This window comes from Fictibacillus norfolkensis, assembly GCF_014836645.1.
Taxonomy (GTDB): Bacteria; Bacillota; Bacilli; order Bacillales; family Fictibacillaceae; genus Fictibacillus; species Fictibacillus norfolkensis.
In genome coordinates this window covers 1-25,572 of record NZ_JACSQM010000018.1, presented here as the reverse complement: position 1 = coordinate 25,572, position 25,572 = coordinate 1, and the positions used below count along the sequence as shown (strand labels likewise).

The 25,572-nt window shown below is 39.1% G+C and carries 27 protein-coding genes and 1 pseudogene; 20 read left to right on the top strand and 8 right to left on the bottom strand.

Going from position 1 to position 25,572, the window contains the following annotated elements:
* The first annotated feature begins 315 nt into the window (after positions 1–315).
* The 6 genes and pseudogenes from H9648_RS20310 to H9648_RS21040 form a co-directional block, all read left to right on the top strand.
* Positions 316–816 carry a GNAT family N-acetyltransferase gene (locus H9648_RS20310; protein ID WP_191755524.1) on the top strand — a complete coding sequence of 167 codons (501 nt, stop codon included), beginning with the start codon at positions 316–318 and terminating at the stop codon, positions 814–816.
* A gap of 219 nt (positions 817–1,035) precedes the next feature.
* Entirely contained in the window at positions 1,036–2,361 is a 1,326-nt protein-coding gene (locus tag H9648_RS20305) for a GntP family permease (RefSeq protein ID WP_191755523.1), read from the top strand.
* Positions 2,362–2,663: 302 nt separating this feature from the next.
* Positions 2,664–3,542: a cidABC operon transcriptional activator CidR gene (cidR, locus tag H9648_RS20300; RefSeq protein WP_191755522.1), complete on the top strand. Its 879-nt coding sequence runs from the start codon at positions 2,664–2,666 to the stop codon at positions 3,540–3,542.
* A 182-nt stretch (positions 3,543–3,724) separates the two neighbouring features.
* On the top strand, positions 3,725–4,261 hold the full coding sequence (locus H9648_RS20295; protein WP_191755521.1) for an acyl-CoA thioesterase: 537 nt from the start codon (positions 3,725–3,727) through the stop codon (positions 4,259–4,261).
* Positions 4,258–4,632, top strand: a complete 375-nt coding sequence (locus tag H9648_RS20290; protein ID WP_191755520.1) for a hypothetical protein — start codon at positions 4,258–4,260, stop codon at positions 4,630–4,632. Before H9648_RS20295 ends, H9648_RS20290 begins: the two co-directional genes overlap by 4 nt.
* Before the next feature lie 78 nt (positions 4,633–4,710).
* Positions 4,711–4,831: pseudogene (locus tag H9648_RS21040) on the top strand (winged helix-turn-helix transcriptional regulator); the annotation flags it as partial.
* A 336-nt stretch (positions 4,832–5,167) separates the two neighbouring features.
* Here the strand turns inward: H9648_RS21040 and H9648_RS20285 are convergent.
* Together H9648_RS20285 and bla are read right to left on the bottom strand one after the other, a co-directional pair.
* Complete coding sequence (locus H9648_RS20285) at positions 5,168–5,287, bottom strand: FbpB family small basic protein (protein ID WP_191755519.1); 120 nt, start codon at positions 5,285–5,287, stop codon at positions 5,168–5,170.
* Between the two features lie 371 nt (positions 5,288–5,658).
* Positions 5,659–6,612 carry a class A beta-lactamase gene (bla, locus tag H9648_RS20280; RefSeq protein ID WP_191755518.1) on the bottom strand — a complete coding sequence of 318 codons (954 nt, stop codon included), beginning with the start codon at positions 6,610–6,612 and terminating at the stop codon, positions 5,659–5,661.
* Between the two features lie 221 nt (positions 6,613–6,833).
* Between bla and H9648_RS20275 the strand changes: the two genes are divergently transcribed.
* Entirely contained in the window at positions 6,834–7,016 is a 183-nt protein-coding gene (locus H9648_RS20275) for a hypothetical protein (RefSeq protein WP_191755517.1), read from the top strand.
* A gap of 373 nt (positions 7,017–7,389) precedes the next feature.
* Here H9648_RS20275 and H9648_RS20270 read toward each other — a convergent pair whose 3' ends face one another.
* Positions 7,390–8,151 (bottom strand): ArsR/SmtB family transcription factor, encoded by a 762-nt coding sequence (locus tag H9648_RS20270; RefSeq protein WP_191755516.1) that lies wholly within the window; start codon positions 8,149–8,151, stop codon positions 7,390–7,392.
* Positions 8,152–8,336: 185 nt separating this feature from the next.
* Here H9648_RS20270 and H9648_RS20265 point away from each other — a divergent pair, with 185 nt between their 5' ends.
* The 8 genes from H9648_RS20265 to H9648_RS20230 all read left to right on the top strand — a co-directional run bounded on the left by H9648_RS20265 (position 8,337) and on the right by H9648_RS20230 (position 14,021).
* Positions 8,337–9,593 carry a phytoene desaturase family protein gene (locus H9648_RS20265; RefSeq protein ID WP_318243566.1) on the top strand — a complete coding sequence of 419 codons (1,257 nt, stop codon included), beginning with the start codon at positions 8,337–8,339 and terminating at the stop codon, positions 9,591–9,593.
* A 206-nt stretch (positions 9,594–9,799) separates the two neighbouring features.
* The gene (locus H9648_RS20260) at positions 9,800–10,294 is read left to right on the top strand and encodes an Lrp/AsnC family transcriptional regulator (protein WP_191755514.1); all 495 of its coding nucleotides are present in this window, start codon (positions 9,800–9,802) and stop codon (positions 10,292–10,294) included.
* Positions 10,291–11,463, top strand: a complete 1,173-nt coding sequence (locus H9648_RS20255; protein WP_191755513.1) for an aminotransferase — start codon at positions 10,291–10,293, stop codon at positions 11,461–11,463. Before H9648_RS20260 ends, H9648_RS20255 begins: the two co-directional genes overlap by 4 nt.
* Before the next feature lie 136 nt (positions 11,464–11,599).
* A complete protein-coding gene (locus H9648_RS20250) occupies positions 11,600–12,097 on the top strand; it encodes a DinB family protein (protein ID WP_191755512.1) in 498 nt (165 codons plus the stop codon).
* A gap of 11 nt (positions 12,098–12,108) precedes the next feature.
* Entirely contained in the window at positions 12,109–12,576 is a 468-nt protein-coding gene (locus H9648_RS20245; protein WP_191755511.1) for a DinB family protein, read from the top strand.
* A 176-nt stretch (positions 12,577–12,752) separates the two neighbouring features.
* Positions 12,753–13,025: an autorepressor SdpR family transcription factor gene (locus H9648_RS20240; RefSeq protein WP_066394788.1), complete on the top strand. Its 273-nt coding sequence runs from the start codon at positions 12,753–12,755 to the stop codon at positions 13,023–13,025.
* Entirely contained in the window at positions 13,025–13,672 is a 648-nt protein-coding gene (locus H9648_RS20235; protein ID WP_191755510.1) for an SdpI family protein, read from the top strand. Before H9648_RS20240 ends, H9648_RS20235 begins: the two co-directional genes overlap by 1 nt.
* A 190-nt stretch (positions 13,673–13,862) precedes the next feature.
* Positions 13,863–14,021 carry an imidazoleglycerol-phosphate dehydratase gene (locus H9648_RS20230; protein WP_191755509.1) on the top strand — a complete coding sequence of 53 codons (159 nt, stop codon included), beginning with the start codon at positions 13,863–13,865 and terminating at the stop codon, positions 14,019–14,021.
* Between the two features lie 94 nt (positions 14,022–14,115).
* Here the strand turns inward: H9648_RS20230 and H9648_RS20225 are convergent, their stop codons facing one another.
* Positions 14,116–14,577, bottom strand: coding sequence for a hypothetical protein (locus tag H9648_RS20225; RefSeq protein WP_191755508.1), 462 nt, complete (start codon positions 14,575–14,577; stop codon positions 14,116–14,118).
* Between the two features lie 257 nt (positions 14,578–14,834).
* Between H9648_RS20225 and H9648_RS20220 the strand changes: the two genes are divergently transcribed.
* The gene (locus H9648_RS20220; protein WP_191755507.1) at positions 14,835–15,203 is read left to right on the top strand and encodes a hypothetical protein; all 369 of its coding nucleotides are present in this window, start codon (positions 14,835–14,837) and stop codon (positions 15,201–15,203) included.
* Positions 15,204–15,331: 128 nt separating this feature from the next.
* On the opposite strand, the gene H9648_RS20215 is transcribed toward H9648_RS20220, so the two are convergent.
* The 4 genes from H9648_RS20215 to H9648_RS20200 all read right to left on the bottom strand — a co-directional run bounded on the left by H9648_RS20215 (position 15,332) and on the right by H9648_RS20200 (position 21,372).
* Positions 15,332–16,888: a SagB family peptide dehydrogenase gene (locus H9648_RS20215; protein ID WP_318243565.1), complete on the bottom strand. Its 1,557-nt coding sequence runs from the start codon at positions 16,886–16,888 to the stop codon at positions 15,332–15,334.
* A 24-nt stretch (positions 16,889–16,912) separates the two neighbouring features.
* Positions 16,913–18,853, bottom strand: a complete 1,941-nt coding sequence (locus tag H9648_RS20210) for a TOMM precursor leader peptide-binding protein (protein ID WP_191755506.1) — start codon at positions 18,851–18,853, stop codon at positions 16,913–16,915.
* Positions 18,850–20,724 (bottom strand): bacteriocin maturation protein, encoded by a 1,875-nt coding sequence (locus tag H9648_RS20205; RefSeq protein ID WP_191755505.1) that lies wholly within the window; start codon positions 20,722–20,724, stop codon positions 18,850–18,852. Before H9648_RS20205 ends, H9648_RS20210 begins: the two co-directional genes overlap by 4 nt.
* 336 nt (positions 20,725–21,060) lie before the next feature.
* A complete protein-coding gene (locus H9648_RS20200) occupies positions 21,061–21,372 on the bottom strand; it encodes a hypothetical protein (protein ID WP_191755504.1) in 312 nt (103 codons plus the stop codon).
* Between the two features lie 669 nt (positions 21,373–22,041).
* On the opposite strand from H9648_RS20200, the gene H9648_RS20195 reads away from it, so the two are divergent.
* From H9648_RS20195 to H9648_RS20180, 4 genes are all read left to right on the top strand, one after another.
* On the top strand, positions 22,042–23,238 hold the full coding sequence (locus H9648_RS20195; RefSeq protein WP_191755503.1) for a metallophosphoesterase family protein: 1,197 nt from the start codon (positions 22,042–22,044) through the stop codon (positions 23,236–23,238).
* 192 nt (positions 23,239–23,430) lie between these two features.
* On the top strand, positions 23,431–24,072 hold the full coding sequence (locus tag H9648_RS20190) for an HNH endonuclease family protein (protein WP_191755502.1): 642 nt from the start codon (positions 23,431–23,433) through the stop codon (positions 24,070–24,072).
* A gap of 55 nt (positions 24,073–24,127) precedes the next feature.
* Entirely contained in the window at positions 24,128–24,370 is a 243-nt protein-coding gene (locus tag H9648_RS20185) for a hypothetical protein (RefSeq protein WP_191755501.1), read from the top strand.
* A gap of 128 nt (positions 24,371–24,498) precedes the next feature.
* Positions 24,499–25,467 (top strand): arsenic resistance protein, encoded by a 969-nt coding sequence (locus tag H9648_RS20180; RefSeq protein ID WP_191755500.1) that lies wholly within the window; start codon positions 24,499–24,501, stop codon positions 25,465–25,467.
* Positions 25,468–25,572 lie beyond the last annotated feature (105 nt).

Sequence of the window (25,572 nt, the reverse complement as noted above, 5' to 3'; positions counted from 1 at the left end):
TCCTGTTCAATACAGAAATCATCTTCTCCATGTGGCATGACCTTTTTTAGAATGTCCTTTACAAAGGGTACAATTTAAAATCTGGCTAACCTTATATTCCGATCGGGTGCATTTCTGTAACAAGGAAATGTGCCTTTTTTATGAATTGGATCAGATTGTGAAACAGTGGTGTACAATAGAAGTTAATTTGAAGAGGTTGTACAAATGTATAACCATCTCATTGGATTAACTGATCTTGTTCAATTATAGGGCACTATTATATAGAATCTTTTCGTAAAGATTGTTGCTTTTAATTAATAGAAAGGTGGGAGATTTTTGATAGAAACAAAACGTCTTATAATTAGAGAAATGGTACAGTCCGATTATGATGCATTGTGCGGAATATTGTGTGATGAGGAAGTAATGCGTGCTGCTTATGAAAGTGCATTCAACTTAGAACAAGCACAAGGTTGGCTTAACAGACATCTTAAAAGATATGAAGAGTATGGTTTTGGACTTTGGGCTGTTATATTAAAAGAAACAAACGAAATGATTGGTCAATGTGGCCTGACAATGCAAGGCTGGAGAGAAAAAGAAATTTTGTTTCAAAAAGCGTATTGGCACAAAGGTTACTCAACAGAAGCGGCAATTGCTTGCAAGGAATACGCTTTCTCAGTTCTTAATGTAAATAGGGTTTATTCTATTATTAGGGACACCAATATAGCCGCTCAAAAAGTTGCTGTTCGAAACGGTATGAATATTATTGATAAAGATACTAAGAAATTTAGGAATATAGATATGGAATTTTTTCTGTATTCAGTAGAGCGAACAAAATGAGCATAATTTACAATTTACTACAAAAGGCAAAACATCCTTATAAGCATGGTCAAAATAGCAACAATCTATGCTAAAAGAGCCTTTATATAAGAAGCCGTTGAAACCTATAACAATACAGACTTTCTTACTGTTGAGAAAGAAGAAAATGAAAATCATTGAAACTATTCAAATTGCATATCCGTTAGAGGAGGAGTTTTCGGGAAAGGTGGAATGATCAACGTGGATATTTATTTACTGCTAGTCACATTAGCAGCTATCGCCATTGTTATCGTAACCGTATCCTGGCTGAAATGGCATGCTTTTATCAGCTTAACAGTAGCCAGTTTATTTTTGGGTCTAATGGCTGGACTATCCTTAGATAAAATTGTAACCGCTTACGAAACCGGAATAGGAGAAGTCTTAGGACATCTGGTCGGGATTTTGGCGTTAGGTACAATTCTAGGGAAAATGCTTTCCGAATCGGGAGCTGGACTGCAGATCGGCAATTTTTTTGTACGGATTATTGGTGAAAAGCGCTTGCCGTGGGCTATGCTGCTTTCAGGTTTTATAATCGGGATTCCTGTATTTTTCGAAGTAGGAATTTTAATTTTATTGCCTTTAGTCATTTCGTTACATAAAACAACGAAGCAAAATATTTTATTGATCGCTCTTCCGGTTATTGCAAGTCTTTCGATTGTTGACGGTCTTGTGCCACCGCGTCCTGGCGCACTTGCTGCTATAAGCATATATGATGCCAATCTTGGCAAGGTTCTTCTTTACTCTCTTGTACTAGCATTTATTGCTGCTGTTATTGCAGGTCCATTGTACGCAAAATGGGTGCACAAACGCGTTGTTCCTGAAAATGAACCGGAATTAATCCGTATCGATACGACTGCAGAAGAACTGCCAAGCTCAAGGGCGTCTTTCTTTATAATCTTACTGCCAGTCATCCTTATGATTCTCGCTTCATTAGCACCATATGTTCAGCTTCCGGGAAGCTTGCAAAAATTCTTTGCACTAATTGGAAATCCGGTAATTGCATTATTAATTGCTGTATTTGCAGCATACTATTTTCTTGGATTCCGTAAAGGGATGGATAGAGAGCTTATTAAAAAATTCACGGAAGAGAGCTTGCTGCCAGTAGGTTCAATCGTATTGATTATCGGTGCAGGCGGCGGATTTAAACAGATACTGATTGATAGCGGTGTAGGTGAAACAATGGGCAGCTTGTCTGAAAATCTATCTCTGTCTCCGCTCGTGATGGCCTTTGTTATTGCATGCTTAATTCGAATTGCGACAGGCTCAGCAACGGTCGCCTTAACTACAGCTGCCGGCATTGTTTCTCCGATTATTGAGCATATGTCCGGTGTCAATTTGGAATTGCTAGTTATTTCAACAGCTGCAGGATCAATGATGTTTTCGCATGTGAACGATCCGGGCTTTTGGATGGTAAAAGAATACCTTGGATTAACCGTTACAGAAACCTTCAAAACGTTGACCGTGCTAGAAACCATTCTTTCCTTAACCGCATTTGCAGGTGTTTTGCTGCTAAATATATTTTTATAAAAGGGTGCACGCTAATCTTCATGACTGAACTTATAGTAGAGTACTGGCTATTAAGACGTTCGCTCATATTTGGAGGTCTAGGTTACACCCCTGTGGAGCTTGTCCCGTCAAACAAGTTATTAAGGACATTAGTTTGTATCCTTTAGTTATCCGAGGTTTCATTTTGTCTGTACGAAATATGTAAGAACAGCCTAATTAGTGACTGTTTTTTTTTGCAGTTTTAATTGTAGTGTTTGGTAATTTTTTTTGATAAGCTACATACTAAACTCAGAACATACTTAAAAATGAATGCAGGTGTCGGAATGGATATTAAACAATTACAATATTTCATTGAGGTTGCTAAATATAACAGTTTTACCCGTGCAGCTAAAGAATTGTTCATCACTCAGCCAACCATTAGTAAAATGATCAAAAATTTAGAAGATGAACTAGGGTTGGTTCTATTTGACCGTTCCAGCAGAAAGAAGCTCATATTAACCGATGCTGGCAGAGTCATCTATGAACAGGCTAAACTCGTCGATAAAGCTTTTAACAATTTAGAATCTGAAATGGATAATTTGCTGGGACTTCAAAAAGGACATGTTCGAATTGGATTACCGCCTATTTTTAATTCTCGTCTCTTTCCGAAACTGGTAGGAAGTTTTCATGAGAAGTATCCAGCCATTACATTCGAATTGATGGAGGATGGATCGAAGAAAATCGAAGAAGAAGTAGCTAGTCATCTCTTGGATATCGGAGTTGTTGTACTCCCCACAAACAACGATATCTTTCAGTACTTCTCTTTTATGAAGGAAGATCTGAAGCTCATTATTCACCCTGATCATCCACTTGCTCAAAGTGAGGTAGTTGATCTATCGGATCTCAGCAGTGAATCTTTTATACTGTTCAATAAGGATTTTGTTCTGCATGACCGTATCATCTCTTCTTGTAATCATGCTGGATTTCATCCCCATGTGATCTCCGAAAGCTCACAATGGTCATTTATAGAAGAGATGGTCGCCTGCAAGCTCGGGGTTTCTTTATTACCTGAAAGTATTTGCAGGCACCTTACCACAAAAGTAAAAACAATGAAGGTGGTGAATCCCTCAATAAGTTGGGAACTCGCACTTATTTGGAGAAAGGATCAATATTTATCTTTTGCCGCAAAAGAGTGGCTGCGTTATGCCAAAGAACAACTATAAAAAGTAAAGCAAGAGACGATTCCACACGGATTGTCTTTTTTTATGCCGTTAGGGCATGCATGTAAGCATTTACATAGATGCCGGCTATGTTATAAATGAAAAATAGCCATTTTACTTCATGCTATTTCAGGCGTACACTTGCCTTGTAAATGGAAATTCACATTCTGGAAGGAATGATTCATATGAACAAAAAGAGAGCGCGAGAAAGCCGGATCATTAATACTGATCAGGTTATGTCTTTGGATTTAAATAATTATAATACGTTATTCGGCGGTGTTCTGATGAGAAAGCTGGATAACAACGCAACATTATCTGCACGCAGACACGCCAGAGTAAAAGAATGTGTAACAGCTTCAACCGATTCAATCGACTTTTTACATCCTATCCATCAAACAGACTCTGTCTGCATAGAATCCTTTGTCTCATACACCGGCAAAAGCTCAATGGAGATCTTTTGCAAAGTGATTGCTGAAGACATGCTAACAGGCGAGAGAAGAATTGCTGCGACTGCCTTCTTAACTTTCGTTGCTTTAGGTGAAGATAAAAAGCCCGTAGATGTTCCACAAGTTATTCCTGAAACAGAGGAAGAGAAATTCTTATATGAAACAGCAAAAGAAAGGGCAGAAGTCCGAAAGCTGAGACGATTGAAGAGTAAAGAGTTAGCAGCTGTTATCTCTCTTGATAAACCGTGGGATGTAAAAGAGGAGGTATATGCATGATCACATTATGCAGCCAGAACGAACTAAAATCAGCTCAATCTGCACTAAATAAATTAGAGCAATCCTATCCTGAGCTTTTTGAAAAGCTGATCCATGTCATTCAATTGACCCGTACCATGCAGTTAAAATACCAGTACATGGGATGTTTAATCATGAATGAGGATCCGGAAAATGCCAAGCCTCAATTTGTTATCGGATCTGTTATTCGTTTGTATAAAAAAGAAATTCAACGATTAACTAGTGACAAGGATATTGATGAAGTAAGAAAAGTATTCACAGAGTATAATCATACTGGATACTCCAGACTCAGCCAGCTTGCTCTAGGGAAAACACCTGAATCGTTAACAGGCAGCTCTGCCATAATTCAATAAACATCGAAACCCTGAGTACGTATTTTCGCACTCAGGGTTTCTTTTACATGGACAAATGATTGTTGCCGCTATCTATTTTTCAATACCAGGGATAGATTGTTACCGGGTAATAACCAAAGAATGCTTGTTGATCAATTACGCGAACTTTATCCAGTAGTTCCACCGAAAGTTAAAATATTCATTGACTGAGCATGGAAAAAGAGCAAAATGAAAATAGCACAAAAAAGATGACAACTGGAAGTCCCAAAATAAAAGAAAAGGTAAAGACTCCCAAAAAATCTGGACAATACTCATAATTGATAAATTTCTTTAAGTAGGAGAAATGAATTTTTTTATTAAGTTTGTTAAAAGAAGTACTAACTAAATCAATTATATTTATTAGGGAAAACAGTCCTCTGTGATAGGAAAAATTTCCTTGCTATTTTCCCATGGTTTTTAAACTAGAAAGAGTTTCGTGGACGATAAATGACCGTAGTTTTTGATATAAACACTCGTTCTATTAGTAATTCATAAAATTACCTTATAGGTAAAGTAGTTACTTGTGTCTTGTTTCTAAGCGCTTTTCAATACGCTCAAGCATCTTTGTATCTTTCAGTAGTTCTTTTTTATTTTTAATTACTAATTCTTTAAAGGAGATTATATTTTTCTTTCTCATCGTATTCACCCTTCCTTTGCTTATGAATATTATAGCCTATTTTTCCCCATGATTATGGGACAAATGTTACAAATCATTGAATGTTTAGAAAATTAAAACAAGAGAAAAACGTTATCTAGAGATACGTGGTTACAGCATTAGTAGTCAATGACATCTTAGGTGGTGCAATACGCTTCAAATAGAGAAGACGCATTTATGGATACAAACTATTATCAGTACAACTATGGGGAAAATAGTGTCTTAAAAGAATTAAGCAAGTGGAACAGAGATAGTTGAAGATCTTATGAATTCTTCTATTCGTACAACACAGTTTAAAAGAGCAAAGAAAAATGCAAGATAAAAGTTATCCTGCATTTTTTAAGAGCGTTTATTTACTTCATCTTTTGGACATAACCCTTGTTATTTTTGATTTTGAGGATCTTTATTACTTCTTTAGTTGCTTCAGCAATAAGCTTGTCGTTATAATCAGCATCTTTTTGATCACGACTGGAAAGTACAGCAAGAATAATAGGGTCTCTTTTTGGCGGCCAAATGATTGCAATGTCATTTCGCGTGCCATATGATCCTGCCCCAGTCTTATCAGCTACTTCCCACCTTTTTGGAACTCCTGCACGAATTAAGGCATCTCCAGTAGTATTTCTCTTCATCCAATCTATTAATAGTTCGCGTTTTTCAGTCGGGAGTATATCTCCTAGCGTATAGGCTTGAAGACTAGTAGCAAGTGCTCTTGGTGTGCTTGTATCATGAATTTCACCTGGATTAACTTCGTTTAAATCTGGCTCATAACGTTCTGGGGTGGTAACATAATCACCAATTTCCTCCAGTGATTCTTTAAATCCAACCGGTCCCCCCAGTTGTTTAAGAATAAGGTTTCCAGCAGTATTGTCACTGTATCGAAGAGAAGCATCCGCTAGCTCACTAAGAGTCATCCCCGTATCAACATGCTTTTCTGTAATCGGACTATAAGTGACAAGATCGTCGCGTGTATAAGTAATTGTTTTATTAAGGTCTTCTATTGAGATTTGTTGTAAAAGTGCTCCTACAGCTAGAGCTTTATGAGTAGAGGTATAAGCAAAACGCTCATCTGGATGATAGTTTACTGTTTGGTTTGTACCAGTATCCAAAGCATAGATTCCGAGTTTAGCATCAAATTTCTCCTCAAGCTTCGAAAAAACATGATGTTTTGCAGTTTCTTCTTCATTGGGTCTTGTTGCTTTAGCATCAACATGAGTGATTGAACCTACAAGAGTTGCACTAGAAAGAAAAAGCACAGGCACAATTTTTCTAAAAGTAGATGAACGAAGAATGTTGCTCAACGATTTCATTAAAATTCAACCTCTTTCTATTAGGTATTTTCTTTCAAATAACAAGTTTATGATAACTAATATACCAACAATGGACATTAAATGAATCAAACTTATGTAGTATATAGTGAAATTAGAATTCATAGGTTTTTTGTCGGAAGAGGGACTCTCAAAGTTTATGTCTGGATAGGCTGTTCAACTGAGGAAAAACAAATTTCAGTTAAACCTGGAAGTAGCGGTGAATGAATCCATATTCGGGAGTTCGCATTGGTGTGGTAGGTCGAAAAGGGGACGATCTTAACATGCTAAGTGAAGCTGACAAGACTTTCTTTTTCCCTAAGGAAAAGGGTAATTATGTTCTAGAAATAGATTTTGATTCTGATCTAGGAGATACAGAGTTCGTTGCTCTTATTAAAGTAGAATAACTAGTGCATTCAATGATATTTGAAAGGTGGGAAAAATGCTGAAATCAGATAAGTGAGCCTCCTAAAACGAAAAAATATTTTAGGAGGCAAATTAATAAAGAAAATGAGGATAGAACTCCTCATTTTGAACAGTATTAAAGTCGTAAATGCATCTTTAGCTTAACTGCTAATATTAACATTACAGGGTTCTAAAACATTTTCGAAAAAAAGAAATTAGTTTTATCCGACTTTCTATTATCTTGTTACTTATTAAATGTTTATAGTCAATCTTTTCCAAATTAGTCATAGTTTTGTGAATGTTTACCGCAGCGTGATAATACTTTTAATTGAAAATTTCTTAATACTTCAATAATCTCATTCTTGAGCAATTTATCTATTCTAAAGGCAAACCTGTTTCCAGTAATGTCTTCATCCCCGAAAGAACGATGGATAACCCATATTCCAGAGTTTGTGCTGTTTTCGGTGATTGGTCATATTGATCATGGATTACGGTTACTAACGTTACGCCTTTTATATCTTGATGTGAATTGATTTCCCATGTGAGGCGGGAAGGCGGTTCTTCTTTTGTTTCATTCAATGACATTAGTTTCCATGACATTACAAGTTTATGAGGAGGGTCTAAGATTAAGATTTCTCCTCTTGCTTGTACGGTTCCTTGCTGATTATAAATAGTATAAGGAGCTCCCTCTTTCCAGTCAGCTCGAATAGACCCGTTATACCAGTATTTTGAGGTCATTGATGGTTCTGTCAATGCATGCCAGATATCCTCCGGTGTTGCTTTGATAGCTATACGATTTATTGTGCGTATTGAAGTCTCCATATCCATACTCCTTTCCAAATCTGATTTTAGTTGAGTAAGACCAATTGTCCACGGCTCTGTATATTTGCTCACCCATCTTTCATAAACCTGTCGCAGCGGAACTGAATTCAGAAAATGAAGTCGTTCTCTACCTACTTTCTGTGTTGTGATTAAGTTAGATTCTTCAAGTATCTTTAGGTGTTTCATAACACCTACCCTCGACATGTCTAAGTGAGTACATAAGTCACTCAATGTCCTTCCATCGAATTCATGTAATAAATCCAGTAACATTCTGCGGCTAGGATCAGCAAGGGACTTAAAGATGTCATTATTCAATCGATTATTCCCCCATATTTTTATTTGAAAATTTATCCTTTATTTTTTGTTGACAGGTAACCATTAGGTAACGTATTTTAAATGTAACTGATTGGTTACATTTTATCATAACGGAAATTTTATGTCATCCGGAGACCAATGCTAACCTCAATCTTTTAGTGTTAAAAATGGAGGAGGATATGGTTGTGAAGAATTTCTACGATAATGTAGTGATTGGTGGAGGACTGACTGGATTAACTGGTGCTGTGTATTTATCAAAAGCGGGGAAGTCTGTCTTAGTCATTGAAAAAGAACGACAACTAGGTGGATTAGCTAGAACGACCAAAGTAAATGGAGCCTATTTCAACTTAGGCCCGCACGCTATGTATGAAGGTGGAGCGGCTCTTGAAATTCTTCGTGATTTAGAATGTGTGCCACGAGGAGGGTATGCTTCCAAAAAGGGAATGAGTGGTATTTATGGAAATCAGGTTATCCATGTACCGAAAAATCTATCTCTAGAGGAGAGCCAAGAATGGATGAAAGTCATGGGAACTCTTAGTGAAGTTAAAACGGATTCACTCTATTCAGTAAGTATAAGAGAATGGGCGGAGAAAAACATCGATTATGAAAGAGTTCGTGATTTGTTTTATGCGATGTGCAGACAATGGTCTTATTGTATGGATCTAAGCGAAATAAGCAGTGGTTTTGTGATCGAGCAAGGAAAACTTGCTGCAAAAGGTGTTAGGTATGTAGAGGGAGGGTGGCAGAAGGTTGTAAATGATTTACGGAAAAAGGCTGAACATTTCGGAGCAACCATTTCAACTGGTATTCGGGCAGAACAAATTCATTTAAAGGAAGATGCTGTGAAAGGTGTAATTCTTTCAAATGAAAAATTTGTACAAGCAAACTCTGTCATCACAGCGATTGGTCCTACAGAGTTATGTGAGCTTGTACAAGGATATGAGCACATGTCGATTGGTAAATGGAAAGAAATGTCCCATCCTCTCTATGGATCATGTCTGGATGTAGCTCTGAGGAAAGTACCTGATCCAACGTGTGTGTTTGCATTAAGTCTTGACGAACCATTTTACTTTTCTAATCATTCCGTTTCTGTGCAGCTCAGTGACGATGGTTCACACGTTCTTCATGTGATGAAATACAACGGCAGCAACAACCTTTCTGAAGTGGAGATGGACGAAAGACGACTACGGGAACTTTTAAATCTTTTGCAGCCAGGTTGGGAAAATGAAGTGGTAGCTGTACGGTTTTTACCAAACCAACTTATTGCTTATGATTCTCGTTCGGTTATGAACCACGGAGTTGGAATAGCTCCTGGACCAATTGTTCCGGAAATAAGAGGACTTTTTGTTGCTGGTGATTGGGTCGGAAGAAGAGGAAGACTTGCAGATGCAGCAATGGATAGTGCAAGGGAAGCCGCGAAAGACGCAATAAATTTTAATTAATTACTAGATGATTCTAGTAGTGTTTTTAAAAAACCAATAATTGGGTGTGTTTAGACAAGCAGCAGAACTGCACTTTGTCTTACGGAGCATTTCTAACGTAAATAAATTATCTTACATATTTCAATTCATTATGTAAGTACCGAGTGGATTAAATGATAAGGTTTGTTATAATGGTCAGCATAATCTACTAAAAGCGAGTGATTGATTTGAATTCTACAGAACGCGAATTGTTGCAACTCATTGAAAAGAACGGACGTCTTGAAACAGGTACGATCGCAAAGTTAATGGGAATAACAGAGGATGAAACAAAACAAATACTAGTAAAGCTTGAAAAAGAAAAAGTGATTCTAGGCTATTCAGCCATAATTGACTGGACAAAAGGAACAGAAGATGGAGCTGTAACAGCTATGATTGATGTAAAGGTGACACCAAAACGAGGTGTTGGCTTTGATAAAGTGGCAGAGCGTATTTACCGGTTCCCAGAAGTTAAAGCAGTCTATCTCATGTCTGGCGTTTACGATCTGTCTGTGTCGATCGAAGGTAAAACGATGGCAGAAGTTGGACGTTTTGTATCGGAGAAGCTTTCGACTATCGATTCAGTCATCTCAACAACAACTCATTTTATATTAAAAAAATACAAGCATGATGGTCTTGTGTTTAGTGATAATGATGAAGATAAACGAATTGTGGTGTCACCATGATTACTGAACCGACTTCAAAATATTTATCAAATACCGTGCAGTCGATTCAGCCGTCTGGTATCCGTCGTTTCTTTGATCTTGCTTCCTCCATGGAAAACGTCATTTCTCTAGGAGTAGGGGAGCCGGATTTTGTTACACCTTGGAATGTGATTGAAGCGAGTTATCATTCATTGGAACAAGGCTATACGGCTTATACAGCTAATGCAGGATTGTTTGAGCTCCGAAAAGAGATCTCTCGCTATATGAAACGACGGTTTGGTGTTACGTATAATGCTGAAGATGAAATGGTGGTTACAGTTGGTGCTTCACAGGCGATTGATATAGCTTTGCGGGCGGTCCTTAATCCCGGAGAGGAAGTTATTGTTGTTGAACCAAGTTTTGTTTCCTACGCACCAACAGTAACACTGGCTGGCGGAGTCCCCGTTCCTGTAAACACGTATAGCGAGGATGATTTCAAGCTTCAGCCTGAACAAATCGAAGCGGCGATCACTGACAAAACGAAAGTGCTTATGTTATGCAGTCCGAATAATCCAACAGGCACTGTTTTGTCAAAAGGCGATTTGGAACGTATAGCGGAGGTCGTGGAGAAGCATGACTTACTCGTGATTTCAGATGAAATCTATGCTGAACTAACATACGATGAACCGTATACGAGTTTTCCTGCAGTGAAAAATATGCGTGACCGCACGATCTTAATTTCAGGATTTTCAAAAGCATTTGCCATGACGGGCTGGCGATTAGGCTTTGCATGTGGACCTAAAGCCATTTTGCAAGCCATGCTAAAAATACATCAATATACGATGATGTGCGCTCCTACAATGGCTCAGCATGCGGCTCTTGAAGCACTCGTTAACGGGCAGAGAGATGTAGTGAAAATGAAGGAAAGCTACAGGCAGCGCCGGAGTTTGGTCATCCATGCCCTAGAGGAGATGGGTCTATCCTGCCATGTTCCGGGTGGCGCTTTTTATGTATTTCCTTCAATTGAAAAGACAGGATTGTCATCGGAAGAGTTTGCAGAACAGCTTCTGATGAAAGAACAGGTTGCGGTTGTACCGGGTAGTGTTTTTGGTGAGAGTGGAGAGGGACATGTGCGTTGCTCGTATGCAACCTCTGTTCAAAAGCTTGAAGAGGCGATGCGCCGAATTGATCGGTTTTTACAAACATTATAAGCATTTCTTTATCGAAGATGCATTCCTAGTACAAGGGATGTATCTTTTTGCATAGGTTAATATTTTTACACTATTCAAGAAGGAAATCTACTTAATGATAGGGAAGTACTCGTGAGTTCAAAAAGGAGATGAGAGTATGAATTTGTTCAGAACTCAGTATGACTGGGTACGTCTAACGAGAGAGACTCTTTTTCAATATTGCGAGACATTATCCCCAACTGACTATGCAAAGAAACATGAAGGATTTAGTGGTGAATCTATTCTGAGCCTACATGCCCATGTAGCAGGATGTTATCAAGGATGGCTCGGTGATCGTGCTCTTGGAAAGTCACTTCCAGATATTACGTCCGAGTCCATACATAACGTACAAGAGATGCGTGAGCTTTTTAGAAAAACAGATGAATTGGTCTACGAATTTCTCGACAAATTTGATGACAATTGGGATCACACAGTAGAAGTGACGTTTAGAAATGGAAGTCAAGCAGACTTTACGGCATTGTGGCTATTTACACACACGATGACTCATGAATTTCATCACAAAGGACAGATTGTGAAGATTGGCAGACAATTAGGATACGCTCCGCCAGATACTGACCTCATCGAGCCGATGGTAAAAAATCCGACAAACCATTAGGAGGGTTAAACATGAGCCGAGCTGAATTCTTACTAAATGTGTTAGACTCCACATTTGATAAAGAGAACTGGTACGCGCCGCTCAAACCAGCTATAGAAGGATTAACGGCTAAGGAAGCTAGCTTTAGACCACCTGGCGAAGCAACGAAATCCATCTGGGATAACGTTAATCATCTCATTTATTACAAAGAACGACTTGTTGCCACTTTGGAAGGGCAAGAGTGGACGCGAATTGATGGAAACGATACCTTTTTTATTACTAAGCAAACAGAAGACGATGGTGACTGGTATCTAACCATCGATCGCGCAGAAAACGTACACAACAAACTAAAAGGAATACTAAGTGAGATGAGTTCTGAAGAATTAAAAGAGAATGGATTAGAAAGTGATCTCATTGATATCTTTCTTCATGATGCCTATCATACCGGTCAGATTATGCTGTTAAGGAAAATGCAGGGATTGTGGCCATCTCATCGTTAAATCAGAAGAATATTCCTTGAAGTAAGCACATTTATTTAACGAATAAATGTGCTTATTTTTATTGAACCAATTTTACTGAAATGATTGACACAAATGCAAAATAAACATATTATGTAATTAGATAGTTAGACACTTATCTAAATATCTAATAATGGAAATCATCCTGAGGTGACAAAATGTCTCTTAATGAAGCATTTAAAGCATTATCTGATCCGACTCGAAGACAAATCTTAACGCTGTTAAAAGAAGATGAACTAACAGCAGGAGAGATCGCTTCACATTTTGACATGCAAAAGCCAAGTGTGTCTCATCACCTGAAAATCTTAAAGCATGCTTCGCTAATCGATGATGAGAGAAGAGGCCAGCATATTTATTATTCTTTGAACACAACAGTGTTTCATGAACTAATGAGCTGGTATTTCACGTTTACAACGAAGGAGGAAAAATAATGAAAAAGTATGGATGGAGTTACCTTCTTATTGCACTTAGTGTACTGATCGGTGTATTTGCTTATCCTTACCTGCCTGATCAAATGCCAATGCACTGGAACATCAATGGTGAGGTGGATGGGTATTGGGATAAACAATATGCTGCATTCTTTCCACCACTGTTAATGATTGTTTTGATGGCGTTGTTTATCTTCATGCCAAGAATTGATCCGAAGAAAGAGAACTACAAGAAATTTTCTGGAAGTTATACGATTTTTATTACGATCATGAACGTGTTCTTCTTACTTCTCCAATCCATGACCATTAGCTATGGTTTAGGTGTTAATATAGACATTTCACTAGTCGTAAATTTAGGAATAGGGTTACTTTTTATCATACTCGGAAACTACTTGCCGCGAATCAAACACAACTACTTTATCGGGGTACGCACACCATGGACGCTTGCGAACGAAAAGACGTGGAGAAAGACACATCAGCTTAGCGGGAAGCTCTTTGTAGTGGCTGGAATTCTGCTAGTCGCTATCTCCTTTTTGCCAGGGATTTATAAATTTACGGGCATGTTAGTAGTGGTTGTAGCGACCGTATTGATTTCAACCATTGCTTCATACATTTTTTATAATCAAAACAAGAATGTAAGCAGTAATTGATTGAGTCATGCTACTATCTTGAGGAAATAATGGAAGCCTGGACATGGCACAGTCTTTCCGTATGCAAAACTTGTCATTATGAAAATAACAACCTTTACAATATGCATTTTTTAAAGAACTGCGATTTGATTAAAAGTCGACAAATTAGACATACTAAAACAGTGTTTTTTTTACCATAGGAGGAAACATAATGACAAATCGCAATGGTAGTGAAGGAAGTAAAAATCAAGGCTCACCTAAAGCACAACATGATCAAGAATTCAGCAATGAGCTAATGAGTGGCGATAATAACAAAGGAAATGATTATCGTTCTCAAATAGGTAGTAAATCAAAAAATAAATCGAAGTAAACTAAACAAAAAAACGCGAGGTGTAGTTTAACTCTCGCGTTTTTTTGTATTCAACTGTAGTATTAGTTCGCCCCACTAAACGCTAATCTGCTTATTAAGCTCGAGGTCCCCATCCGCCTAAATATTGTTGAACCCACCATGGTAATCCTTGTTGACCGCCTTGTCCCATCTGTCCCATTTGTCCGCCTTGTCCCATCTGTCCCATTTGACCGCCTTGACCCATCTGGCCCATCTGACCACCTTGACCCATCTGGCCACCTTGGCCCATTTGTCCCATCTGGCCACCTTGGCCCATTTGTCCCATGCCAGATCCGAAAACAGGAGGGATAGGTCCTTGATATGGAGCAATTCCGTACATATCTGTTTCGTGGACTTGCAACGCTCTTACTCCACTAGGTGTAAATACGTTAAGTGTTGCCATCTTGTTCGCTTTATCGTATTTAACAACTTGTGCCACAACCTGCCCGTAGCCTGTAATAGCAGTCGTAATATATTGACCTACAAATTGTTCGATTGTTGAACCTGGTACTAAATATGCTCTTTTATTTTGAAACAAAAAAACCCATCCTTTTATAAATTTTATTCCGTATATATATATGTTCATATCAAATATAAGTATGGACGAGAACCTAAAAAATCTCCGATTATTTAAGAGGAATAATGAATGAAGGAAATTAAAAAGATAACCTTCTGATTCATCTATTGATTTAATGTAGTCTGATTGTTTTGATTTCATGTACTTTAGTCTATACATCAATGAATAGATCTTCATATACTTTAACGAAAATACTTTTTTTGAAAGGATTGCTTTTTTTGTTTCACAACTCAAGATTGAGTGCTCAAGAAGTAAAAGATATTTATAATACAAACAAATATGGGACGACTAATATAGCTGGTTATGGTGAAGCTATTATTAAAATAACAAGTTATTCTTTGAACTATTCACAAAACACTGGAACAATAGGTTTTATCATCTATACTCCATCAGGAGATATCACTGCAACTGTCCCGATACAGGATGTAGTTGGATGGACTCCTTATACTGGTCCTATTCCTCCTCAATTCGGACACCAAGGTGGTCTGCCAGGCGGCATGGGCGGTCAGGGTTATGGTCAAGGTCAATCTTTTCCATCTGGGGGAGGTCAAGGCACTCCAGGTGGCTGGGGTACTTGGGGTTATTAATTTTCAAATGAAAAGTATATAAAAGATAAGATTAAAAGAAGCTGCTAAACAGCCTCTTTTTTATTTTTACTCTTAAGTATATATATTTCATGTACAAAAGCTTTTAGTTTTATATACAAATGCCCATATTACATATGCAAACTTCCTTGTAGTCTGGGATGTGGCCGGTAGTGACCGACTGGAATCTGAAGCAGACTGGTCGTGCCTCTGTGATGAAGTTGGTGAACTTCATCATACCAATCTACATTAAAACCAAGTACAGGGTGACCTGCGAGATGGAGTGCAGAAGCGGCCAGTATTAATTGATGTGACAGAAGGCCAGCCTCCATATGTTGAATGCGATGCCCTCTATATCCATAATTATTTTTGTAATGACCCTTGTTGCCAGCAATATTAAAAGAAAGTGGAATTTGTGCCATGTTTACAAAATCAGATAACAGTCCATCTTGCAGTGCGTTGCGAAAGTCACCGGCAGTAATTCTTCGTAGTGTTTGCTTAGGTGCGTCATAAGCATAAATGCCGTTTGGTAAGCCGTCCACATTATACGTACTGATGTTAAGATCAACACGGTAAGGAGTCTGCTGATAACCTTGATCCAAATCATTTCGGTAAGAACTTTTCAAGACCGTTTCATGTAAAAGGGAAGATAAGGTGTGAAGGTTAAGGGGCTTCAGTACAAAATCCATCCCAGGTGAATAACGGCGCCGACAGGTTGAGTGGAAATCATAAGACAACTGATTAGCTGCAGGCAATTTAATTATAGATCCACTAAAGTCTTCTTTTGGTTGATCGACCATTTTGCGTGGTGATGTGAACGTATCCATCATACACGCTTCATTCATCTTTAGTATCAAGGGGTACTCTATAATTTTCTTGGACCGCATATAGTGTTGGTGGTGAAGCGGTTGTAGTTCATCACATAATTTTTCTGACGTCACTGATCCTTTCTCTTCATCAAGGAACCAGATTGTTTTTTTATCAACAGATAGAGGAATCACGGCATATACACTTTCTTCTTTTTCATCTATTCCAATAAGATGATTGACAGCCTTATCTAGAAACTGATAATAGACGCCTGTTTCAAACCCCATTCTTCTCCCAACTTCGAGCAGTTGTCCCATTACAATTCCAGCATCTAAGCCTTGCAGCCGATACGAAAAGTTGTTGTATTTGAAAAAGTTTTTCCAAAAAAACGTTGAGATAAAAACAGAAGCAAAGGAAGTATGGATGTCACAGCGGTTACCAAGTGCCTGTTTTAAATAGTCATCAAAATTCCCTTTTCTTAAGCAAACCAATCGGTGATGAGCCACGTCATAATGATATATACCATGAGCAAGATCATCAATTTTTAAATAGATATAAAGTTCGCTCGGGTATAAAGCACCGCCAGAAGGAACAAATCGACGGCACGTTGTCCATATATCTAATCCGTCAACAAATGCGAACGATTGGCTAACTCCAGTGAGTCCAAACGTATGCATAAGAAAATGACTAATGTGGTTTAATGTAGGTTTTTCCGTATGTTCGAGTGAGTCGTGGAAAACTGAACTCAATTCAACAAAAGGCAATCCTTGGTATAGTTTATAGGGAAGAGGGGCATCTTCCCAGTTCACCTCCCAGTCGGATGGCGTAATCTGGTCGGTCTTGAAATGAAGTTTAAATAAAAACTCATCGAGGTTCATCATCAATGCCCCTTTCATTCTACAGTTTTACGGAAACGGGTGAGGGTGCGGGTTCAATTCTTCCGGTGTTAAAGGTTGTTTAACATATCCGAGCTTCATCGGAACAGTGAGAACGCGGTCTAACCCTTCTAATCGAGTGAGATGATGTCCGAACGTCATCGGCAACATGCCAGGAATGATCACTTTTACACAATGTAGACCGTTCCGTTTTAATTCTGGTCCCGTTTGATCCACAACGATTACTTCACGATTTAGTTTCTTGAAGATTTTCAGCACACTATTTAAATCCTCTAAAAGATCGTCAGTTTGACGAACCGGTTTGAACTCTTCTTCAAAGTCACGCACCTTCCGCTTATCTAGTAAAAAGTACAACCTTTTCTCTGCTTCTTTTAAACCGTAAACCATCGAGTGATCTTCCATATGACGAACAAGACTAGAGTCTTTATACATCTTTTCGTACTTCTTGCGATCCTTTAAAAAGCTTTCCTCCATATTAAGAAGCATGCCCGAAAGTTCTTGAATGGCCCCTTTGGCTGCTTTTAGTGGATCAAGATGAGCACCTGCTGCGCAAAGCAGATTCAAGCCATCGTTCTTCGTATTCTTTGCCATCGCCCAAATGCTTGGAATCCCGTTTTCAGTAGTGGCATTAAATAATTGAATCTCAAACCCTGTCACATGGAGGATGCGCTGCACCATGAGCTGAAGCTCCCAGTCATCAATTGATTTCATGTCAAGACGCGGAATAGGCAGTTCGCCGTACCACGTCATAAGAAACGCGTCACGCTCCACGATCTCAAAGATTCCATAAAGAATGGCTTCTTCTAAACTACCACCAACTGCACAGCCGTTTGAAGTTTCATAAACAAACCCTTCTCCGCCACCCATGCTGTAATAGGCAAACGTTTCAGGTACTAATGCAGGTCGATTCTCAGATAATGAGTAGCCCCACACCCAGTGGATTGGGCGGTCTGGATCGAACGGCTGAAAAGGAAAAGGGTGCTGACTGTATTGTTTCTGTGCATGAGTTCCGATCGATAGAGGATTCAATGCTACATTTTTCACTTTGTTGTAAGGTTCATAAACGATGGTTCGTTTTCCTCGTGGTGCATAACCGCAATACCGCTCAAGTCCTTCTAAAATACCCGCTTGTTCACTATGCAGATACGAATGTGTCCGACCTGCATTCAGTTCGTTACCAGAGAGTAAAGGCAGGTTAACAACAGTGTCGGCGAAAGGTGAGATCAAGTCATATCTTTTAAAATTGAGAAGGCCAGTACGATTATCTAAATAATTTCTGCTTAATACGTTTTGTAGCTCATCTATTGAACGGCAACGATAGACGTCACGTGAAATTTTAGGACTTGATTGAAGAGAAATCTTGGCATGATCATCTGTATCAAGTGGTATGTCACCACATGTTTCACAATACGGATCGGGTAAAAAGAAATGCTTCGTAAGTTTGAACGTTTGTAGGTTTATCAAGTATACATGTTCCTGGGTACGAGGGATTTCATCATGCATGAAACGCCTCACCTCATCACAAATGAGGGCAGCTGTCTGGTTGATTGCAAGATTAGTAACCCAAACATCACGCGGCAATTCTTGTTTTAATAATTGATCGTCTTTCATGTGAAAATGTTTTCTGCGGTCTTGGCCGGTCATGAAAAAGCGAAGATCCGCACATTGTGAGCAGCCTGGTTGATCTGGATTTACGAAAGGTCCCAGCTGCGCTTCACCGAAAAACACAAAACCACGCAGCCACGGAATGTTGCTGTTTCGAAAGAGTTCTTCTGCCTTTATATGCTGAGCCGGATTCCAGCTATCATGAAGAACTAATGCTAGCTTTTCATTATTAATTTCAGCATCTTCTACCGTTTTAAAACGAGAGATGTGACAGGTTTCATATAGTTGGTGGTAGACTTCATTTGCTAGACTACCATTTCCGATCAAAATAATTGTTTGAGTCATGATTGAACCTCCGAAGAGAGTGTGATTCCAAACAGGCCAGAAGTATTTTCGTTCAGAATGGGTTCTGCATGTAGCGTGTAGAACTTTACGCTGCAGTTGTTATTTTTTAACGTTTGTAGAGCTGATGTTAGAGTTTCTGTTAATGGAACTTCTTTTGTTTCTGAGAGGGTAATCGTTTGAAGTCGAGTGGTTGGAATGGTGGTAGACAACATTATGCATTTCTTGCTAGATGCTTTTTCTTTATTCTGTCGATACATAAGAGCACCTTGAAGTGCGTTTTGTAATGAACGGTTCTCATCTAGATCGATAGAGCCGAAACATTTACCATCCTGCTGAACCCAAACCACAGGAAAACCATAAATTTTCTTTCCTAACAAGAGTTTGATCTCATCACCAAGAGTTGATAGTGCTTGAATCAAAAATGTGGAGTATGAGTCTTGAATAGAACTTTGATCAATTTTTGCAGAAACTTGCATTTTGTTTTGAGATTTCATGAAGATTTCTTTCAGCTTGTTTTGCAGTGCTCTACACATTCCTTCAGCTGCAGACCGGCCGGTACCAACACTCATAGCATCTGGAGAATTTTGAATTAACTTTTTCACATATGTTTCAATTCCAGATAAACCTGCTTCTAGTCGGGCATCTTCGTGTGTTCTGCCTGAAACTATGATAACTTCTGGCTCACTTTCACCAAAAGGGTCTGCCACTTTTACTTGGCATTGTGACAGTGGAAGCTGGGTTAAATTCTCTTCTTCAAACAAACGGAATAGTCCGGTTTCCCTTGATGTAATCTGATAAAACAACGAGTGCATATCAAGTTCTTGGTTGGGTGAATCTTTTAAAAACAAAAGAGGTGCATTGATCTGATCAACTTTCATTTTTTTGTTGACTAGAGGGTGGGGAGAAACCGAATGCCAGCTTCCTTCTAACGTCTCTATCTTCAATTGATAGATGGAGTTTTCGGGATTTTCCTGTACGCCTGTTATCTTTTTGAACAACATAAAAACAGCGACGTTTGCAAGCAAGCTTGAAGCTGTGCGTGATGGTATGGATTTGTTTCCCTCGTTGCTTTTCTTGCCTAACCGTAAAGAAGCTGTTTTCCAGCATGCTGCAGAATCCGATACCACAAAAGGACCTACAAAAGCTTGATTGTTTTGTAATGTAACAGGTAGAAATGATTTCAATTGTTCCCTGCATATGTTTTGGACCATAAGGAGTTCATCTCTGTTCTCATCTCCGTTTGCATAAAGAACATAATCAATGTTTGCTAGATCTTCTGTACAGCTGTTTTCATTAAACGGTAAGAGTGTGATGGAAGAATCGGGCTCTTGCTTTTTTGCAGTCTTTATTTGTTCTTGCAGTTTTTTGGTTTCATTTTGGTTCACAGCCTTGTGAAATATTGTGAAAGCAGGAAGTCCTGATTGTATAAGTGAAGCTGTGAGTGAAGTGAGAAGTGGGCCACAGCCTACTACAGCGACTTTCGATTCACGATAATTTTGAAATCGATGCGCGCCAGAGTGGCTAAGGTGATCAATAAATTCAATCTGCGATGCATATTTTTCTAAAAGAGCAGGGGACAGCTGATGTGGAAGATCCTGACTTGTATCGCGAACAAATCCATTTTTGTATAACACTTTAGCGATCTTAAAGACTTGCTCTTTATATGGATCGGGCAGTCCGTCCGTAATTTGCTCCATGGACCGGTTGCCATCTAACATAGGAATTAATTTTTGCAGCCATTGCTCGATCGTATCTCCGTCCATTTGTATCGAAGTCACGTTATTACGGAGATAAACGCCGCCGTTATTTTGTGGATAGACGAATGTGTCTCTGTTGATTTTCAAACACATAGAGAGAGTGACGCCTGGCATAATACCCCTCCTAACCTAATGCTCATCATCTATTTCTATGGATTCTGCTTGTCCGTTATGTCACATTATTATTACGTAATTGAGTAACGTGAATATAAAAGCAATTACCGTGAATAAATAACTATTTACCGTGAATAAATTGCGGATTACAGTGAAATTAATTTAGATTACCGTGAATATATTTTTGTGTGTTATTTTGAAAAATACACATATAGAAATTGTCTATTTCAGGGGGACAAAATCATGATTGCTGCGGCATGATAAATTAAAATAGAGGACTGATGCTCAAAATCTTGAGCAAAGCCCCCTGAAATTTCTTCTTCGGTATATATCTGATTATCTGCCTCCGCAACGTCCGCCGCATCCACCGCAGCGTCCAGCGCAACCACCGCAACCACCACAACGTCCAGCACATCCGCCACAACCGCCACAACGACCAGCACAACCGCCGCATCCAGCACATCCAGCGCATCCGCCACAACCTGCGCAACCTGCACAAAAGTTAAAACAGATTCCGATTACACAGCCTGGAACGATAAGACGAGGGTCTTGTGCTTGCTGTTCTTGGGGATGATGTGGCTGACCGCCACTAACTTGAAAGTCTCCAGTACTTAATCCATCCAAATTCCATTGGTGTTTATTGTCCAATACAAACACCTCCTTGTTTTTTGTCAGATCTAGAACGAGTAGAGAGTCTCTGCTCAAATTCCTCATAATAAAATATGGATACAGTCTGTCCACCGTTACAGGAATGGGTGCTGGAAATAGAAACAGCCTGTGTTTGAGGTTAAACACAGGCTAGAAGTAAATCAAAACGATCATAATGTGAGGGTGAATGGTTAATTTTTGAGGGAAAAGAGTTGCTTAGGAGAATTTTACTGCATTTAATAGGGTTCAGCGTGTCGTAAGTGGCGGAAAGTGTTTAAAAAGAGACCAATTAGATATGTGAACAGAAATTATTGAATATACGCTATAGGGTATTAAGCTTCTGCATTCATATGGTTAATAAAATTATTCTAGATATCTAGTCGTTATTCCGGCGAGTTTAAACGATAATACGGCGAGTTTTGGTCATAAATCGGCGAGTTGCTAAATCTCGACAATTTTTGCAGGTCATATACCCCCCAGGTAAGCTCTTTGATACTCACACACCCAATTAACATTCGGAAAGAAGTGTTTGTGGGGGCACTAATTTGTAAAATCTCTCAACCACTACTCTCATACAACATTTACACCAATCAAACACTGCCTAAAAATAGCCTTGCTACTCTTAATCTTGTAACAAACCAACATACATAATCACGGAGGGGGAGCAAAATGAGCTCTAAACAAGTCATTCGTCGGGATTTTATTAAAATTGGAGGAGCGAGCACGTTAGCGTTAACACTTGGTTCACTCGGTGATACTTCTAACTTATTCTCAGAGAAAGTGCATGCAGATCGAAAGGAAGAAAAAGTGTTAAAGTTTCATTTGGATGGTTCGTTCAAGGTCGTTCAGTTTAACGATACGCAAGACAATGAACACATTGACCGTCGTACGATAGAGTTAATGGAAAAAGTGCTAGATGCTGAGAAGCCTGACTTTGTTGTATTGAACGGAGATGTGATTACGGGTGGATGTGATTCGGAACTTGAAATGAAACAGGCGATGAACAATGTGGCTGGACCGATGGAAAAGAGAGGCATCAAGTGGGCCGTAACTTTTGGAAATCATGATGAAGATTCTACCCCTAAAAGCGGTGTGAATGAGAGTAAGATGCTAGCATTCTACCAATCTTACAAACACAATGTGAACGATAAGGGAGCGAAACACATCACAGGGACCGGGAACATGAATCTTCTTGTTTGGGACACGAAAGGGAAGAAGCCCGCTTTTAATTTCTGGTTGATGGATAGTGGAAGATACGCACCAAAAGAGATTGCGGGTCAAAATTTCGAGGGTTATCCAACGTGGGACTGGGTTCGTTTTGACCAAGTCAGCTGGTACAATGAAACGTCTCAAAAGATCGAAAACCGTTTTGGATTTAAGGTACCTTCTCTCATGTTCATACACATTCCGTTATGGGAGCACCGCTATATGTGGTATTCGAGTGTAGATGGCCGAACAGAAGCTGATCATGCACGTGCTAAAAACAAACATCAGATTACAGGTGAGAGAAACGAAGACGAATGTCCGGGTCCGATCAATTCTGGCTTATTCTCAGCGATGCAGCATCGAGGCGATGTAAAAGGAGTATTCTGTGGGCATGACCACATCAACACCTACGCAGGAAACTACTATGGTATTATGCTTGGTTATGGCGGAAGTGCTGGATTTGGAGCGTACGGACTTTCTGGTGAGGAGAAGAATCGACTTCGCGGAGCTCGTGTATTTAACTTGGACCTAAACCACAAGAATGTTTTAAAAGAAACACACATGGTGTTTGCAAAGGATTATGGCATCGATCTATCACCAAATGATCAAAGCATGGACCCTCTTCCTCTTCCAGGAGAAAAACAACCTGCGATGCAATAATGGAATCACAAAACAAATAATTATATTTTACTATAATGGTTCTCAAGAAGAATTTTAGCCTTAAAAAACTAGACTATTCACCTATATCGTTGGTCTAGATTATGTTTAATTGCTAAATTCGTAATGCCAATCCGTAAAGACATGTTATAAAATTATAACGATTCAAAAAACTACATATTGGAGGATTCAAGCATGTTGAAGAAATCGATGTTGTGTTCGTTTATTTTTACCTTGGTGATGTCTTTTGTCGTCGTTTCATCTGATGATAACCAAAAGGCATGGGCGCTACCGCCAGGAACACCTACTAAATCTGCTGCACAATCTCAGTTGAACGCATTAGTAGTTAAGACAGAAGGTTCTATGACTGGCTATTCTCGCGACCTTTTTCCACACTGGTCGAGTCAAGGCGGAGGATGTGATACTCGTCAAGTTGTTCTTAAGCGTGATGCAGACTCGTTTAGCGGGAACTGTCCTGTAACTTCTGGCAGTTGGTACAGCTATTATGACGGTGTAACGATTACAAATCCATCTGATCTTGATATTGATCATGTGGTACCATTAGCTGAAGCATGGCGTTCTGGTGCCAGCAGCTGGACAACAGACAAGCGTGAGGATTTTGCCAACGATCTTACAGGACCGCAACTGATTGCCGTGACGGCAAGTTCTAACCGATCAAAAGGTGACCAAGATCCTTCAACATGGAAACCTACTCGTACTGCAGCTGGGTGTGGATATGCAAAATGGTGGATTCAAACGAAGTACAACTGGGGATTAAATCTTCAATCAGCGGAAAAAACACAACTTCAAAGCATGCTTAACACTTGCACGTATTAATAGATGTAAAGTATAAAAAAGGTATGAACTTGTTAGTAAGAAGGGAGCTGCTCCAATGGAAGAAAAATCAACGGTCTTTACGGCAACTCATGGTGTAATGACTACAGAGGTCGGCGTGATCAGCGGGGAGCTCGAGCTTAAGACAAGTTGTAATGAAGAAGGTATCTTGAAGCTTGCCATCACATATGCGGGAGCGGCAGAGTGGTATACGCTTCCTGGTGAAGAATATCGATTGTACGATCCACGTGATCACGAGGTTATTCACCATATGCTGGCTAAAGTATTGGAACGCGCTTAAAACATTTAATAAACAACAGTGGACCGTCTGAAAGCAGGCGGTTCTTTTTTATTGTTTGCGAGAATGGTATAGTAATAATTTGAAAAGTGATATGACATACGTAAAGCTTAAATAGAGGGAGGTTAGAGATGTTCACGAGGGAAGGTCTTGAAAATCAACAAATATGGATCTATGTTCTTTCTTTAATACTAGGTGCTTTCATTGGTCTAAGTTTTGAACGTTTTGGAACAGGACTTCAATGGATGATTTCTCCACTAATCGTTATCCTTCTGTATGGGATGTTTGCACAAATTCCTTTTTTAAAGCTCAGAGAAGCTGCTTCAGACATCAGATTCATGTTCGCTTTATTAATCGGAAATTTTGTATGTGTTCCCATCGTTGTGTGGATCCTTACTTCCATTTTTCCGCAATCTCCACCAATCCTTTTAGGGATTTGCTTAGTTCTCCTTACTCCGTGCATTGATTATGTAATCGTCTTTACTCAATTGGGAAAAGGAAACGAAAAATTGATGCTAGCGGCAACGCCACTTTTATTTATAGTTCAAATGGTCTTGCTTCCTCTATATTTGTGGTTATTCATTGGGGAAGAGATGATATCCGTTGTACGGATTCAGCCATTTTTAGAAGCATTTTGTATACTCATTGTGATCCCATTACTACTAGCAGTCCTTACACAATTGTGGGCGAAGAAACAATCGTTTGGTGATAAAACATTGGAACTTACAGCTTGGTTACCTGTTCCGTTCATGGCTTTCGTCTTGATCGCGGTGGTCGCTTCACAAATAGGAAAAGTCTACAATGATTTTGATATCATCATTAACGTTGTTCCGATCTACGTCTTATTCTTAATCATCATGCCATTTGTTTCTCGCTTAATTGCACGGTCATTTTCTTTAAATAAAGGTGCAGGAAGAGCACTGATATTTAGCATGGGAACAAGAAATTCACTCGTCGTTCTCCCGCTAGCCCTTGCATTACCAGAGTCTTGGCGAACATTAGCTGCAGCGGTAATCGTAACGCAGACGATTGTTGAATTGATCGGTGAATTGATCTATATAAAAGTAGTGCCAAAATGGATATTTAGAGATTCAAATTAAAATGAGCACAGAAAAAAGGCAGGGAGTGTTGATATGCTCCCCTTTAGGTAGACAGATGAAATAAAAAATCTGTTTATCTTAAGGGGAGTTTTTTTATGGGGTATT

Bases quoted from the DNA above. Each gene is read 5' to 3' on its own strand.
- H9648_RS20290 (WP_191755520.1), top strand. From the start codon at position 4,258: ATGATCACATTATGCAGCCAGAACGAACTAAAATCAGCTCAATCTGCA.
- H9648_RS20195 (WP_191755503.1), top strand. From the start codon at position 22,042: ATGAGCTCTAAACAAGTCATTCGTCGGGATTTTATTAAAATTGGAGGA.
- H9648_RS20245 (WP_191755511.1), top strand. From the start codon at position 12,109: ATGAGCCGAGCTGAATTCTTACTAAATGTGTTAGACTCCACATTTGAT.
- H9648_RS20180 (WP_191755500.1), top strand. From the start codon at position 24,499: ATGTTCACGAGGGAAGGTCTTGAAAATCAACAAATATGGATCTATGTT.
- H9648_RS20185 (WP_191755501.1), top strand. From the start codon at position 24,128: ATGGAAGAAAAATCAACGGTCTTTACGGCAACTCATGGTGTAATGACT.
- H9648_RS20235 (WP_191755510.1), top strand. From the start codon at position 13,025: ATGAAAAAGTATGGATGGAGTTACCTTCTTATTGCACTTAGTGTACTG.
- H9648_RS20215 (WP_318243565.1), bottom strand. From the start codon at position 16,888: ATGATGAACCTCGATGAGTTTTTATTTAAACTTCATTTCAAGACCGAC.
- H9648_RS20250 (WP_191755512.1), top strand. From the start codon at position 11,600: ATGAATTTGTTCAGAACTCAGTATGACTGGGTACGTCTAACGAGAGAG.
- H9648_RS20230 (WP_191755509.1), top strand. From the start codon at position 13,863: ATGACAAATCGCAATGGTAGTGAAGGAAGTAAAAATCAAGGCTCACCT.
- H9648_RS20205 (WP_191755505.1), bottom strand. From the start codon at position 20,724: ATGCCAGGCGTCACTCTCTCTATGTGTTTGAAAATCAACAGAGACACA.
- bla (WP_191755518.1), bottom strand. From the start codon at position 6,612: ATGAAATCGTTGAGCAACATTCTTCGTTCATCTACTTTTAGAAAAATT.
- H9648_RS20275 (WP_191755517.1), top strand. From the start codon at position 6,834: ATGAATCCATATTCGGGAGTTCGCATTGGTGTGGTAGGTCGAAAAGGG.
- H9648_RS20285 (WP_191755519.1), bottom strand. From the start codon at position 5,287: ATGAGAAAGAAAAATATAATCTCCTTTAAAGAATTAGTAATTAAAAAT.
- H9648_RS20295 (WP_191755521.1), top strand. From the start codon at position 3,725: ATGAACAAAAAGAGAGCGCGAGAAAGCCGGATCATTAATACTGATCAG.
- H9648_RS20210 (WP_191755506.1), bottom strand. From the start codon at position 18,853: ATGACTCAAACAATTATTTTGATCGGAAATGGTAGTCTAGCAAATGAA.
- H9648_RS20255 (WP_191755513.1), top strand. From the start codon at position 10,291: ATGATTACTGAACCGACTTCAAAATATTTATCAAATACCGTGCAGTCG.
- H9648_RS20190 (WP_191755502.1), top strand. From the start codon at position 23,431: ATGTTGAAGAAATCGATGTTGTGTTCGTTTATTTTTACCTTGGTGATG.
- cidR (WP_191755522.1), top strand. From the start codon at position 2,664: ATGGATATTAAACAATTACAATATTTCATTGAGGTTGCTAAATATAAC.
- H9648_RS20240 (WP_066394788.1), top strand. From the start codon at position 12,753: ATGTCTCTTAATGAAGCATTTAAAGCATTATCTGATCCGACTCGAAGA.